Source organism: Blastococcus xanthinilyticus, from assembly GCF_008124835.1.
Lineage (GTDB): Bacteria > Actinomycetota > Actinomycetes > Mycobacteriales > Geodermatophilaceae > Blastococcus > Blastococcus xanthinilyticus.
Genome location: NZ_VNHW01000007.1, coordinates 174,073 through 187,642 on the forward strand (window position 1 = coordinate 174,073; position 13,570 = coordinate 187,642).

General features: G+C 73.1%; 13 protein-coding genes. 5 read left to right on the forward strand and 8 right to left on the reverse strand.

Going from position 1 to position 13,570, the window contains the following annotated elements:
- Positions 1 to 36 precede the first annotated feature (36 nt).
- From BD833_RS12610 to BD833_RS12630, 5 genes are all read left to right on the forward strand, one after another.
- Positions 37 to 2,355, forward strand: coding sequence for a putative bifunctional diguanylate cyclase/phosphodiesterase (locus tag BD833_RS12610; protein WP_166533479.1), 2,319 nt, complete (start codon positions 37 to 39; stop codon positions 2,353 to 2,355).
- Positions 2,356 to 2,454: 99 nt separating this feature from the next.
- The gene (locus BD833_RS12615; RefSeq protein ID WP_166533480.1) at positions 2,455 to 2,844 is read left to right on the forward strand and encodes an S-adenosylmethionine decarboxylase; all 390 of its coding nucleotides are present in this window, start codon (positions 2,455 to 2,457) and stop codon (positions 2,842 to 2,844) included.
- 1 nt (position 2,845) lies between these two features.
- Positions 2,846 to 3,640: a hypothetical protein gene (locus BD833_RS12620; RefSeq protein WP_166533481.1), complete on the forward strand. Its 795-nt coding sequence runs from the start codon at positions 2,846 to 2,848 to the stop codon at positions 3,638 to 3,640.
- A gap of 395 nt (positions 3,641 to 4,035) precedes the next feature.
- Positions 4,036 to 4,659, forward strand: a complete 624-nt coding sequence (locus tag BD833_RS12625; protein ID WP_166533482.1) for a hypothetical protein — start codon at positions 4,036 to 4,038, stop codon at positions 4,657 to 4,659.
- Complete coding sequence (locus tag BD833_RS12630) at positions 4,656 to 5,444, forward strand: hypothetical protein (RefSeq protein ID WP_166533483.1); 789 nt, start codon at positions 4,656 to 4,658, stop codon at positions 5,442 to 5,444. The genes BD833_RS12625 and BD833_RS12630 overlap by 4 nt, the downstream gene beginning before the upstream one ends.
- Positions 5,445 to 5,709: 265 nt before the next feature.
- On the opposite strand, the gene nrfD is transcribed toward BD833_RS12630, so the two are convergent.
- The 8 genes from nrfD to BD833_RS12670 form a co-directional block, all read right to left on the reverse strand.
- Entirely contained in the window at positions 5,710 to 6,759 is a 1,050-nt protein-coding gene (gene nrfD, locus BD833_RS12635) for an NrfD/PsrC family molybdoenzyme membrane anchor subunit (protein ID WP_166533484.1), read from the reverse strand.
- 19 nt (positions 6,760 to 6,778) lie between these two features.
- Complete coding sequence (locus BD833_RS12640) at positions 6,779 to 7,840, reverse strand: 4Fe-4S dicluster domain-containing protein (RefSeq protein WP_166533485.1); 1,062 nt, start codon at positions 7,838 to 7,840, stop codon at positions 6,779 to 6,781.
- Between the two features lie 127 nt (positions 7,841 to 7,967).
- Positions 7,968 to 10,685, reverse strand: a complete 2,718-nt coding sequence (fdh, locus tag BD833_RS12645; protein ID WP_166533486.1) for a formate dehydrogenase — start codon at positions 10,683 to 10,685, stop codon at positions 7,968 to 7,970.
- Between the two features lie 12 nt (positions 10,686 to 10,697).
- On the reverse strand, positions 10,698 to 11,261 hold the full coding sequence (locus tag BD833_RS23530) for a dehydrogenase (RefSeq protein ID WP_166533487.1): 564 nt from the start codon (positions 11,259 to 11,261) through the stop codon (positions 10,698 to 10,700).
- 147 nt (positions 11,262 to 11,408) lie between these two features.
- A complete protein-coding gene (locus tag BD833_RS12655; protein ID WP_166533488.1) occupies positions 11,409 to 12,026 on the reverse strand; it encodes a hypothetical protein in 618 nt (205 codons plus the stop codon).
- 116 nt (positions 12,027 to 12,142) lie between these two features.
- Positions 12,143 to 12,406 carry a hypothetical protein gene (locus BD833_RS12660; RefSeq protein ID WP_166533489.1) on the reverse strand — a complete coding sequence of 88 codons (264 nt, stop codon included), beginning with the start codon at positions 12,404 to 12,406 and terminating at the stop codon, positions 12,143 to 12,145.
- 65 nt (positions 12,407 to 12,471) lie between these two features.
- Positions 12,472 to 13,215 (reverse strand): SGNH/GDSL hydrolase family protein, encoded by a 744-nt coding sequence (locus BD833_RS12665; protein WP_166533490.1) that lies wholly within the window; start codon positions 13,213 to 13,215, stop codon positions 12,472 to 12,474.
- 51 nt (positions 13,216 to 13,266) lie between these two features.
- Positions 13,267 to 13,530, reverse strand: coding sequence for a hypothetical protein (locus BD833_RS12670; protein WP_166533491.1), 264 nt, complete (start codon positions 13,528 to 13,530; stop codon positions 13,267 to 13,269).
- Positions 13,531 to 13,570: the final 40 nt, after the last annotated feature.

A 13,570-nucleotide genomic window follows, 5' to 3' on the forward strand; every position in this document is an offset into this window, starting at 1 on the left:
TGCAGCGCGCCCGCTGCGCGGCCGATCTCCCCTCACGTGGACCAGCCAGACCAGGACGCGGTCACGAGCCGACGCCCCGGCCGTGCTCTGTACCTGACCGCCGCGCTGGTCGCGCTGTTCGCCACCGGCACCGGCCCGCGTCCGGCCGGCGCGGCGTGGGACCGGGCGTACGACGTCGTCCTCTACAACCTGCCCTACCTCGCCGCCGCCGCCGTCTGCGTTCTCGCGGCCCGGCGGGTGCGCACGGAACGGATCGCCTGGGTCACGCTCGCCGTCGCCCTGGTGCTCGGCGCGCTCGGCAACGTGCTGCGCGTGCTCTCCTCCGGCCTGGAGGGCGACGAACCGTCGTCCGCCCTCTCCAACGCGGTCATGATGGTGGCCTACCTGGCCATGTACGTGCCGGTCGTCGTCCTGATCCGGACCCGGGTGCCGCGGTTCCACCCCAGCATGTGGCTCGACGGCGTGGTGGCCGCGCTCGGCAGCCTGGCCGCCGGCGTCGCCTTCCTGCTGGGCCCCTACCTGCTCACCATCCCCGGCGAGCGGCCGGTGGCGGCGGTCGACCTCGCGGCCCCGATCACGACCGTCCTGCTCATCGGCGTGGTCATGGCCGTCGGCGGCATCCTCGGCGTGCGCCTGGACCGCACCTTCGTGCTGCTCGGCGCCGCGCTGAGCCTCATCTGCCTGTCCGACCTCATCCTGTTCGGCATCAAGGTGCGCGGCACCTACGTCGACGGGGGGCCGCTGGAGCTCGGCTGGCTGATCTCCGTCGTGCTGTGCGCCGCCGCCGCCGAGCACGCGGTCGAGCCGCCCCAGCGCCTGCGCAGCGGCGGCTCCCGCACCGGCTGGCGGCTGCTCGCCGTGCCCTTCGCCTGCCTGCTCGCCAGCCTCGTCGTGCTCAGCCCCTGGTCGCAGCCCGTCCCCGACGTCGCCGGCTGGCTGGCCATCGGGTGCGTGCTCGCCGGCGTCCTGCGCATCGCCGTCACCTTCCGCGAGGTCCGCGGGTACAACCAGGTCAAGCTCGAGTCGCGCACCGACGAGCTCACCGCCCTCCCCAACCGCCGCGCGCTGATCGAGCAGGCCCAGCGCGTCGTCGCCGCGGCCACCCCCGGGGAACCCGGCGCCCTCCTGCTGCTCGACCTCGACGGGTTCAAGGAGATCAACGACAGCCTCGGCCACTCCGCCGGCGACGACCTGCTGCGCCAGATCGGCCCGCGGCTGCTCGGCTCCCTGCGCGCCGGCGACGTCCTCGCCCGGCTCGGCGGTGACGAGTTCGCCGTGCTCATGCCGGCCGCGGAGCCGGCCGAGGCCCGCGTGCTCGCCGAGCGGCTGCGCGAGCGGCTGCTGGCGCCGTTCACGGTGGCCGAGGTGCGGCTGCACGTCGGCGTGAGCATCGGCGTCGCGACCACGCCGGCGCCGGCCGCGACCGTCGAGGAGCTGCTGCACTGCGCCGACGTCGCCATGTACAGCGCCAAGCGCGCCCGCGAGGGCGTGCACGTCTACGTGCCCGACCCCGTCACCGGCACCGCCGGCAGCGACCGGCTGCGCACCATGGAGGAGCTGCGGACCGCCCTGGACGGCGACGAGATCTGCGTCTTCCTGCAGCCGCAGATGGACCTGCGCGACGGCCGGATCGTGGGCGTCGAGGCCCTGGTCCGGTGGCAGCACCCGACCCGGGGGCTGCTCTCGCCGGCCCACCTGCTGCCGGCGGCCGAGCAGGCGGGGCTGCTGCGCCCACTGACCGACCGGGTGCTCGACCTCGCGCTCGAGGCCGCCTGCCGCTGGTGGCCCGGCCGCGAGCTGCCGGTGTCGGTCAACCTGTCGGCGGCCAACGTCACCGACCTCGACCTGGCCGGCAAGGTCGCCGCCACGCTGGACCGGTACGGCCTGCCGGCGCGCGCGCTCACCCTGGAGCTGGTCGAGGACACCCTCATGGCCGATCCCGAGCGGGGCCGCACGGTGCTCGCCGACCTGCGCCGCTCCGGCGTCCGCACCTCGATCGACGACTACGGCACCGGCTACAGCTCGCTGGCCTACCTGCGGCACCTGCCGGCCGACGAGCTCAAGCTGGACCGCAGCCTGACCGCCGACGTCGACCGCGACCCCCGGGCCGCGGCGATCGTGCAGAGCACGGTGGCGCTCGCGCACGCGCTGGGCCTGAGCCTGGTCGCCGAAGGGGTCGAGACCCTGGCGACCAGCGCGACGCTGGCCCGGCTCGGCTGCGACGTCGCCCAGGGGTACGCCATCGCCCACCCCATGCCGGTCGACGAGTTCCTGCCGTGGCTCGCCGCCTCTGACTCGGGGCTGGTCGACGTCGCGCTGCTCCCGGAGCTCGGCCGGGGTCCGGCCCAGGACTGACTCCGCAGGGTGAGGAGGGCACCGAGGGGGTGACGCACGACCGAGCGACACGCCGTCCATGATCGCCACCGTGCGCAGTCGCCTGTGGACTATGAGCGGGTGACACCGCCTTCCTCCGCCCCTGACCTGCTGCCCCGCTCCACCGAGTGGCGCGAGCTCGCTCCGGAGATCCACCGGCAGCGACTCGTCATCGAGGGCATCCCCGCCCAGCCGGTGGACGACGCGCAGATCCGCGCCTACCTCTCGGCCCTGTCCCGCGAGGTGGACATGGTGCAGCTCCTCGAGCCGGTGACGCACCGCTCGGACCTCTACGGCTGGGCCGGCTGGATCCACTGGGAGACCTCCGGGGCGCACTTCTACGCCTGGGAGCAGCCGCGGCTGTTCTTCTCGGTCGACATCTACACCTGCAAGGCGTTCGACCCGGAGGTCGCGGTGGCGTTCACCGCCGACTTCTTCGCCGCCCGCACCGTCGTCGCGAAGTCGTTCTGACGTGGCGCTGCGGTTGCTCGTCGCCTCCTCCCCCGCCGAGCGGGAGGCCGCCCGGCAGGTCGAGGCCCGCGTGTTCCTGCAGGCGTTCGGCAACACCCCCGAGCTGCTCGAGCAGGAGTACGGCGCCTACGAGGAGCGGTCCCGGTTCATCGCGGTGATCGACGACGCGAGCGGCGAGGCCCTCGGCACCGCCCGGCTGATCACCTCGGGCGCCGACCCGGTGAAGACGCTGCTCGACGTCGCGGGCGACCCGTGGCAGCTGCCCGTGGCCGAGAGCCTGGGCACCGTGGGGCTCGCCGCTGCCGAGGTGTGGGACGTCGCGACCCTCGCCGTGGACCCCCGCTACCGCGCCGGCGCGGCCGGTGCCGAGGTCAGCGTCGCGCTGTGCCACGGCATCTGGCGGTTCGCCCGCAACTGCGGCGTCCCGGGCATGGTCACCATCCTCGACGACCGGGTGCGCCGCCTGGTGCGCGCGATGGGGCTGCCCTGGCACCCGATGGCCGGGGCGACCTCGCAGCCCTACCTGGGCTCCCCCGCCAGCACCCCGTGCGTCTTCGTCGTCGCGACGGCGGAGGCGGAGGTGTACGGCTCCCGCCCCGACCTCGCGCCGGCGCTGGACCACGGCCGGCTCGCCTCGATCACCGTCGACCCGGCCGACCTCGCACCGCACCGCGGCACCCTCGCCGAGGCGCCCGCCGAGCCGGAGGCCCCGCTGCCGCCGCGCCGCGACACCACCGGGTGGCGGCCGCCGACCGCCCGCCGCACCGAAGAGGTCGCGACCCCGCCGGGCGTCTAGCCCCCGGGCGGCTCCGGCGCCCACGGGCGCCGGAGCCGGTCAGCGCGGTCCACCTAGGCTGGCCGACCGCGCCGACACTCCCGGGCGAGATCATCATCCGGAGTCCAGGCCCCGTGATGCCGCTTCCGGAGCTGAACCGACGGACGCGCGATGCGGCGCCGCCGCGGGCACGAGGAGGCGCCGCACGGCGTGGCGCGCGCGGCACGCCGCGCCCCGCCCCGGTCGGGGCCCCGACGCCTTCCCGCCCGAAGTTCCGGTCCCTTAGCTTTGCGATACGTCTTCGGAGCGTTAACCAACGGGGGTTCGCGATGCCAACTGAGACCAGCCATCGAGTGCATCGCCGGCAAGGCACGGCACTAACGGTCGATGGGTCCGCGAGGCGCACGACCACCGGGTTGACACTCGCAACGAGCGCCGCGCTGCTGCTCACCAGCTGCGGCGGTGACGCGCCCGCTGCGCCCGCCACGGCCACCGCGACGACGTCCGTCGCGCCAGTCGTGACCGAACCGGTGGACCCGACGACGTCGACGGCGCCCAGCACGACGACCAGTTCCTCCACGGTCGGCTCAACCACAGGGGGCGGTGGCGTGTTGACGGCTGGGGATGAGGGGCGCGAGCTCACACTTGCCGACTTCTTCAATCCGGGCCAGTACTGGGAAGAGGACCGCTACGACATCGCCGACCGCAAGGACGTGCCCGGTATCGCCACCACGGTCGACAGCTGCTACGCGTCATCGGCTGACGAACTCGAGTTGCGCCTGGGCAACAACTTCTCCCAGCTGACGTTCTCTGTAGGCCAGGCCAACGACTCGTTGAGCTCTGACCAGAGCATCACCGTCGAAGTACTGGGCAACGAGGCCCAGCGGGAGATCCTTAGCGTCCCGTTCAACGAGATCACCGAGTTCGACATCCCCGTAGAAGGGGTCAACGCGCTGAAGATCCGCCTACTCCTCGACGACAAGGTGGCCGACTGCGGCGGTTCGGTGATCGGTGTTCTCGTGGATCCCGTCCTGAGTTGACCCACCGGAAGCGTGCCCAGCGGCCGGGCCGATTGGGGTGGCTGCATGCCTGGCAGCACAGTCCGCTCGCCAAGGCGGTGATGGGCGTGGTCGTGTTCGCAGCCGCGGTGGCCACAGTCCTGACCTACGTCGGCAACTCCGACGAGGCAAGCGGCGGCACTGGGTCGCCCGCGCCCTCGTCCATCCTTTCGCCCCCTCCAGCCGAAGCGCACGCGAGTGAGCCTGTCCACGACACCGCACCGGCCGTGGGCAGCTGCCTCGATTCCGGCGATGCCCCGGCTCCGTGCGACGGACCTCATGCCGCCGAGGTCTTCGCTACCGGCGACTGCTCGGAGACAGCGCTCCTGACCTATCTTGGCGGTCAGTCGGGGCAAGACGTGCTGCGGGAGCTCTCCACGGCCAGCCTGCCGACCGGCGACACGGTGGTGTGCACGGTGACCGCGCCCGAAGGTGCCCTCGCCGGCGGCAGCCACCGGGACGTTCTGCTCAGTGACGCGGGCGACGCGTGGCGACGGTGCGTCGACCACGTGGAGCGGGAGGTCGGCTGCGCCCAACCCCACGTCGCCGAAGTCGTCTTCGATCGCCGGGACACCGCCGATCCTCTCGACTGCGCGCGCCGGGCCGACGACTACCTCGGCACCCCCTTCGCCACGAAGTCGGCCGATCTCCGGGTGCTGCAGGACGAGCAGCGCTGCCTCCTCGCCGTCCGCGGGGACAACATCCTGACCGGCTCGCTCCGCCGGCTGGGCTCGCAGAGCCTGCCCCTCCAGGCGGCACCGAGCTGATCTCAGCCGCTCACCCGGGGCCGCGGTCACGCAGTCCCCTGGATGCGCGGAAGCGCGGCCGACCGCCGGGCGGCCGGGGCGCAGTGCGGCACGCGTCTGAGCAGGCCAGGAGATCGACACGAGCGTGACCCCGGCGCGTTACCGAGGTCGCTCGACCGCGTGGCTCCGCATCCCAGGTGGGCTCTCGGTGACGCACCGGCCACCCCGTCATCCCGGCACGGGCGGCGTGCGGACAGCTGACCCGGCGGCAGCAGCCGCCGCCGGATCAGCTGGTCGTCGTCGACGCGAGGTCGGCGGCCTCGCGGGCCGCCAGCCGCTCCCGCTGCGGGATCACGACGTACTTCGGGTCCTTGGTGCTGGCGATGCCGGCCTCGAAGACGCCGAACCGGGTGAGCAGCGACCCCGCGGCGAGCAACGTCCCTGACGCAATCGCGCCCACCCGGGTGCGCCCGGCGACGGCGGTCAGCCCGGCCCCCGCGGCGGTGCACGTGCGGGCCGCGCGCATGAACTTCCCGGGCCGGCCCTCGTGGAACGGCTCGCTGACGATGCCGTGGTCGTTCTCGACCTTGTGCACCACGGCCAGCTCGATCGCCGCGCCCGCGATCGCCATCTTCCGCGCCGGCCCGGCCTCCTCCACCGGCGTGAACATCATCGTGATGCCCCCGCCGGCGGCCATCGCCGAGCCACCGAACACGTAGGGCAGCTGCGTGTGCGCCGCGTGCCACGACGGCACCGCGGTGTTGGCCAGCAGCACCCCGGTGTAGGTGGCCAGCGGCCCGCCGAACACCGCCGCCACCACCCCGCCGAACCGCTTGAGCCGGGGGAACCAGCCCAGCAGCTCCACGGCCGCCGTCGCCCCGGCCGCCGCGCTGAACGGCGCCAGGATGTAGGAGCCCACCGACAGCGGGGAGGTCACCTTGAACACCCGCAGCATGTGCAGGAACCGCTCCGGGCGGCCGAGGTCGTGGATCAGGAAGACCACGGACAGGAGCGACCCACCGCCGGCGGTCAGCCGGGAGACCTTGGTCAGCGTCGGCCGGTCGGTGACGTCGGCCAGCGCGCCGAGGATCGCCGAGGATCCGGCCGCCCCGCCCAGGAACAGGTAGAGCGGCACGTCGGGGCTCTTCCACACCGGCGTCTTGACGATCTGGCGGCCGTAGTACGACGTGAACTCGACGTCGTCGACCATCGCGACCTCGCCGCGGCCGCGCCATCCGCCGCCGCGGCGCTTCTTCCTGCCGGTGCTGCGCTGCGTCGCCGGGCCCTGGTCGGCCTGCCGCCACCCCGAGCCGGGGCTGGTGATCCCGCCGGTCATGAGCGCCCTTCCCCGGCAGTCATCGCTGCCGCGAGCCGAGGATCGCCGTGACGGCGACCGCGACCATCATCGCCGCGGCCTTTCCGGCCGCCTTCCACATCGCCGGCAGGTCCCGCGTCGTCACGATCGGGTCCGGCGGCAGGCCGTAGACCTCCGGCTCGTCGAGCAGCAGGAAGAACGCGCCGTCACCGCCGACGCCGTCGTTCTCGTCCCGCCCGTAGAGCCGCGCGGTCTCCACGCCCTGCTCCTTGAGCGTGGCCAGCCGCGCGTCCGCCCGGGCCTGCAGCTCGTCGAGGTCACCGAACTGGATCGACTGCGTCGGGCAGGCGGTGGCGCACGCCGGCTGCAACCCGTCGGTCAGCCGGTCGTAGCACATCGTGCACTTGAAGACCCGGCCGTCGTCCTTGCGCTGGTCGATGACGCCGTAGGGGCAGGCCGCCACGCAGTAGCCGCAGCCGTTGCAGATGTCGCCCTGGACGACCACGGTGCCGTACTCGGTGCGGAACAGCGCCCCGGTCGGGCAGACGTCGAGGCAGCCGGCGTGCGTGCAGTGCTTGCACACGTCGGAGCTCATCAGCCAGCGGACCTGCTTGTCCGCGCCGCTCTGCCCGGTCTGCGGGTCGAACTCGCTCAGCGCCTCGGCGTTGAGCACGCTGGCCTGGGCCTTGGCGGTGCTGTCGTGGTCGCCGGAGCCGGCGACCGACGGACCGTGGTCGTGCCGGTCGTCGCCGGGCCGGCCGAAGGTGGGCATCGGCAGGTCGACGGCGCGGCTCTGCTCGATGAAGGCCACGTGCCGCCAGGAGTTCGCCCCCAGCTGACCGGTGTTGTCGTAGGACATCCCGGACATGCCGATGACGTCCTTGGTGCCGTGCGAGTCGTCCATCGGGAGCGTGTTCCACTCCTTGCAGGCCACCTCACAGGCCTTGCAGCCGATGCACACCGAGGTGTCGGTGAAGAAGCCGACCCGCTTGGGGTGGTCGTCGTCGTACCCGGACTGACCGGTGACGTCGGGCACCGGGCCGTAGAGCCGGTTGCCGGGGTCGTTCCCGGTGAAGGCCGCGCTCGCCGAGCTGATCGTCATCGCACTCCCTCCCGCACGTCGTCCTGGCTCACCATGAGGGGTCCTGGCTCACGACCGGTGCTGAGCCAGGACCCGGAACGATCAGGTGACCTGATCATCAATGCGCCGATGGTCAGTGCGCCGACGGTCACAGGCTGGACCCCTCGCCCGCGTCGGCGGCCACCGGGTCGCGCCCGTTGACCCCGACCCGGCCGGACGCCACGCCGGCCCGCCGGCGGTAGTCCTCGACGAACTCCAGCAGGGCGGGGCCGCGCGGGCGCCGCCCCGGGACGATGTCCGCGGTGCTGACCTTGTCCTCCTGGATGTGCGTGTTCGGGTCGAGCACGATGCCCAGCAGGTCGTTCGCGGAGTCGCCGGTGGAGATGCCGCTGTAGGACCAGTGGTACGGCATGCCGATCTGGTGCACGACCTGCCCGTCGCGCAGCTTGATCGGCCGCACCCGCTCGGTCACCAGCACCTTGGCCTCGATCGCGGTGCGGGCGCTGACCAGCGTGGCGTAGTCGCCGTGGGTCAGCCCGCGCAGCGCCGCGAGCTCGGGGCTGACCTCCACGAAGAACTCCGGCTGGAGCTCGGCGAGGTAGGGCAGCGTGCGGCTCATCGCGCCGGCCGTGTGGTGCTCGGTCAGCCGGTAGGTGGTCACCTGGAACGGGAAGACCTCGCTGCGCGACGGGTTCTCCCGGTTCCACGGGCCGTCGATCCGCTCGACGGTCGGGTTCGCCTGCTGCTTGTAGAGGGCGTTCTCGACCACCGACTCGACCGGCTCGTAGTGCGTCGGCAGCGGGCCGTCGACCACCCCGGACGGCGCGTACAGCCACGCCTTTCCGTCACCCTGCATGACGAACGGGTCGGTGCCCGACAGCGCGTCCTGCGCCTTGGCGCCGTGGGCCGGCACGTAGTCCGGCCGCTTGTTCTTCTCGAAGTCGGGGACGTCGGCGCCGGTCCACTCGCCGGCGGCCTCGTCCCAGTACACGTACTTCTTCCGCTCGCTCCACGGCTTGCCCGCGGGGTCGGCCGAGGCGCGGTTGTAGAGCATCCGGCGGTTCAGCGGCCAGGCCCAGCCCCACTCGGAGGCCACCGCGCCCTGCTCGCTCGCCGGCTTGCGCCGCGCGGCCTGGTTCACCTCGTCGGCGTAGACGCCGGTGTAGATCCAGCAGCCACCGCTGGTGGAGCCGTCGTCCTTCATCTGCATGTAGGACGACAGCGCCTTGCCGTCGGGGCCGACGCCGTTGATCTCCCGCAGCACCGCCTCGGCGCTGGGGTCCTGGGTCTCGCCGTGGGTCGGGTAGTCCCAGGTGAGGTCCAGCAGCGGGCGGTCACGCGGGTCGTCGGAGTCCGCCAGCCGTTCCCGGAGGATCCGGCCGAGGTGGTAGAAGAACCACAGGTCGCTGCGCGCGTCGTTCGGCGGCTCCACCGCCTTGTCCCGCCACTGCAGCAGCCGCTGGGTCTGGGTGAAGGTGCCTTCCTTCTCCACGTGCGTGGCCGCCGGCATGAAGAAGACCTCGGTGGCGATCGTCTCCGGGGCCAGCTCCCCGGTCTCGATCTCCGGCGACTGGTTCCAGAACGTCGCCGACTCGATCATCTGCAGGTCGCGGACGACCAGCCAGTCGAGGTTGGCCAGGCCGAACCGGTTCATCCGGCCGTTCGGGTGCCCGACGACCGGGTTCTCCCCCACCAGGAAGTAGCCGGAGACCTTGCCCTCGATCATGTCCGCGATCGTCCGGTAGGAGCTGTGGTCGCCGTTGATCCGCGGCAGGTAGCCGAAGGCGAAGTCGTTCTCCGCCGTCGCCGCGTCACCCCACCAGGCCTTGAGCAGGCTGGTCATGTACGCCCGCTTGTTGCCCCAGAACCCGGCCTTGCCGGCGGCGTCGGCGACGTACTCCTCGAGCGAGTCGTGCTGCAGCGCGTGCGGCATCGGCAGATAGCCCGGGAGGATGTTGAACAGCGTCGGGATGTCGGTGGAGCCCTGGATGCTGGCGTGCCCGCGCAGCGCCATGATCCCGCCGCCGGGGCGGCCGATGTTGCCCAGCAGCGTCTGCAGGATCGAGCAGGTGCGGATGTACTGCGCGCCGACGCTGTGCTGCGTCCAGCCCACCGAGTACACCCACGCCGTCGTCCGGTCGCGGTTGCTGTTGCTCGTCACCCACTCGGCGACCTGGGCGAACACCTCCGGCTCGATGCCGCAGACCTCGGACACCATCTCCGGGGTGTACCGGGCGTAGTGCCGCTTGAGGATCTGGAAGACCGAGCGCGGGTGCTGCAGCGTCTCGTCGCGCTTGGGCTTGCCGGGGATCGGCGGGCCGCCGCTGCCGGCCGCCTGGGCCTGGTCGGACGCCCGGACGGCGGGCTGGTCGTCGAGCTGCTCCTGCTGCGCCGCCTCGGCCGGGTTCTCGGCGTCGGACTGCGCCGGCTCCTCGGTCTCGTACTGCCAGCTGTCCTCGTCGTAGACCCGGCTCTCCGGGTCGAAGCCGGAGAACAGGCCGTCGGCGTCCTCGGAGTCGATGAAGTCCTGGCTGACGATCGCCGCGGCGTTGGTGTAGGCGACCACGTACTCCTCGAAGTACAGGTCGTTGCTCAGCACGTGGTTGATCAGGCCGCCGAGGAACGCGATGTCCGTGCCGATCCGCAGCGGGACGTGCAGGTCGGCGATCGCGCTGGTGCGGGTGAAGCGCGGGTCGATGTGGATGATCTTCGCGCCGCGCGCCTTGGCCTCACCGACCCACTGGAAGCCCACCGGGTGGCACTCGGCCATGTTCGAGCCCTCGATGACGATGCAGTCGGCGTTCGAGAGGTCTTCCAGGAAGTTCGTGGCGCCACCACGACCGAACGAGGCACCCAGACCGGGCACCGTCGCGGAGTGCTATATGCGCGCCTGGTTCTCGATCTGGATCGCGCCCATGGCGCTGTAGAGCTTCTTCATGAGGTAGTTCTCCTCGTTGTCGAGGGTCGCCCCTCCGAGGCTCGCTATCCCCATGGTGCGGCCGAGGTGCCGGCCGTCCTCGTCGCTGTCCTGCCAGCCCTTGCGGCGGGCCTCCAGGACGCGGTCGGCGATCATCTCCATCGCCGTGTCGAGCTCGAGGTCCTCCCACTCCGTCCCGTAGGGGCGGCGGTACTTGACCGTGGTGACCCGGCTCGGGCTGGTGACCAGCTGCTTGCTGGCCGAGCCCTTCGGGCAGAGCCGGCCGCGGCTGATCGGCGAGTTCGGGTCGCCCTCGATCTGGACGACCTTCTCGTCCTTCACGTAGACGTTCTGCGCGCAGCCGACGGCGCAGTACGGGCAGACGCTCTTGACGACGCGGTCGGCGGTCGCGGTGCGCGCCACCGTCGCCTCGGTCGCCTTGCTGCGCGCGGCCGAGCCGCGCCCGAACGGGTCCGAACCGGTGAGCTGCCGGTACACCGGCCAGCTCTCGAGCCAGGTCTTCACCTGCGTCACTCTGCCACCCGGTTCCGCCGGTGGCGCGTCGACGGGCCCGCCGGGTGGATCACGATCGTCCGGATACCCCCGGACGACGACGGCGGGCGGATACCGGGCCCCCCGTGGGCCCGGTCCCCGCCCGCTGCCGGCGCGGCCTCAGCGCGCGGCGCCGTCCCGCTGCGCGGCGGTGAAGGTGAAGGTCAGCCGGCTGGTCTGCAGCCGCATCCGGTCGCCGGCGTCCGCGGGGAAGGACACCGTGGCCACCAGGTGGTCGACGCCCCCCGGGTTCAGGCTCTTCGCCCCGGTCAGGGCGGTGTCCATGACGATCGGGCCGGCGTAGAAGTCGGTGAGGGCGCCGGCGCAGCTGAACGTGGAGCCCGACGCCGTCCACGGCACCGAGCACGACTGGACGTCCATCTGCAGCCCGTGCACGAGGTCGCTGTCGAGCAGGCTGGACTCCCGCGCCACCGAGCCGAAGCGGACCGAGGACAGCGCGACGTCACCGTCGTTGACCAGGTCGAAGGGCACCTGCTCCACGTCGCCGGGGAGCATCGCCCCGCTGGAGAACGGCACGGTGGTCATCCCCGCGGCGGCGTCCAGGTCGATCGAGAGCACGCCGCTGCGCACCTCGGTGTCCACGGCGTCGCTGGTGCTGAAGCCGCCGAAGGTCCCCAGCCCCGCGACCGCGCCCGCGGCGGCGACCACGCCGAGCATGCCCACGACCTTGGCGGCGGTGCTCCGGGGGACGACGGCGGAGCTGATACGGCTGTTCACGGTGCGGCCTCCCTCGCTGCCCGGGTGGCTGTTCCACCCGGCGGCAGGGACGACCCTGCGCGGTCGACCGCAGGGTCGGCCGCAGCGATCCGCAAGGAATCCGCAAGGATTGCGGGTCAGTGCTCGGGCAGCCGCTCCGGCGCCCGCTCCGGCAGCCGTTCCGGGACCGGCCGCCGCGGCGGCAGGGCGGCCAGCGCCAGGACGGCGAGGACGGCGACCGCCCAGCCGGCCAGGACGAACAGGTCACCGGCGTGCAGCCCGTGGTTCCGGCTCACCGTCAGCAGGATCGGGCCCTCGTTCGCGTACTCGCCGGTGACCAGGAGGAAGGCGAACCCGGACAGCACCCCGCCGCAGACCAGGGCGCAGAGCCAGCGGAGCATCCGGACACCGTAGCCGCGCCCGCTCCGGCGGACCCCCTCGGCGCCCGGGACCCGCGCTCCCCGGCTCACCCGCCGGCCGGCGCGAGCTCCTCGATCCGCGGCAGGAGCTGGTCGGCCAGGAACTGCTGCCCGTCCTGGGTGGGGGTCTCCCCGTCCGGCCCGATCCGCGCCGGATCGGTCAGCCAGGCGCCCGCGATCGGATCGACGAACGGGACGCCGGCCGCCTCGGCGGCGGCCGAGACCGCGTCCCGGTTGGTCTGCACGTAGCCCGGCGCCGGGATGGTCGGCCACGCCGGCCCCACGGCCAGCAGGTCGGCCTCGGGGGACGCCGCGCGGGCCGCATCGAACGCCGCCTGCGCCGCGGCCTGCACATCTGGGGCGGCCGCGTTGTCGTTCCGGGAACCGGCGAACACGACCACGTCCCAGTTCCCGCCCGCGCCCTCGGCCAGCTGCGCGAAGGTGGACCCGTCCGGCGGCGCCACCAGGTAACCGCTGCCGTCGGCCGCCGCCACCTGCACCTCCACCGTCCGCTCGCCGCTGGCGGCGATGGCCTCGCCGACCAGCTGCGGCCAGCCCGCGGTGCCCTCGGGGGCGGCGGTGGTCCCGTCGCCGACCACCAGCACCCGCAGGTTCTCCGGCTCGGCCGTCGCCTCCGCTCCGCCGGCCGTCGTCCCGGCCGACGCGGAGGCGGTGAAACCGGGCGGCGGGGGCCGGTTCACGATGAGGTACGCCAGCGCGCCGACGACGACGACGCTCAGTGCCATGACCACCCACGCCCACCGGGGCGTCGGTGGCAGTCCGCCGACCATGGCGCGACGGTACGCGGGCGGCCGGCCGTCCGGGTGGGGAGCCGCCGCCGGTCACGCGCCGCCGGGCGCCCCCGGCTCGGGCGAGCCGGCCTGCCGGGGCGCGGGGCGCGGCACCGGGTGCCCGGCCAGCCGCGCCGCCTGCGCCCGACGCTGCGCCGACCGGCGCAGGAGCACCTGGGCCAGCACCGCGTCGTCGGTGCGGCGGGCCCGTTCGGCCAGGACGTCGGCGGTCTCGAGCAGCAGGGCGACACGCCGCCGCTGATCGGTCGCCTGGCGCGGTCCCGGCACGCCCGGGGTCAGCTGCCCTGTGCTCATGCCGCACATCGTGGAGGCTGCCCGCACACGCCGCGACTCG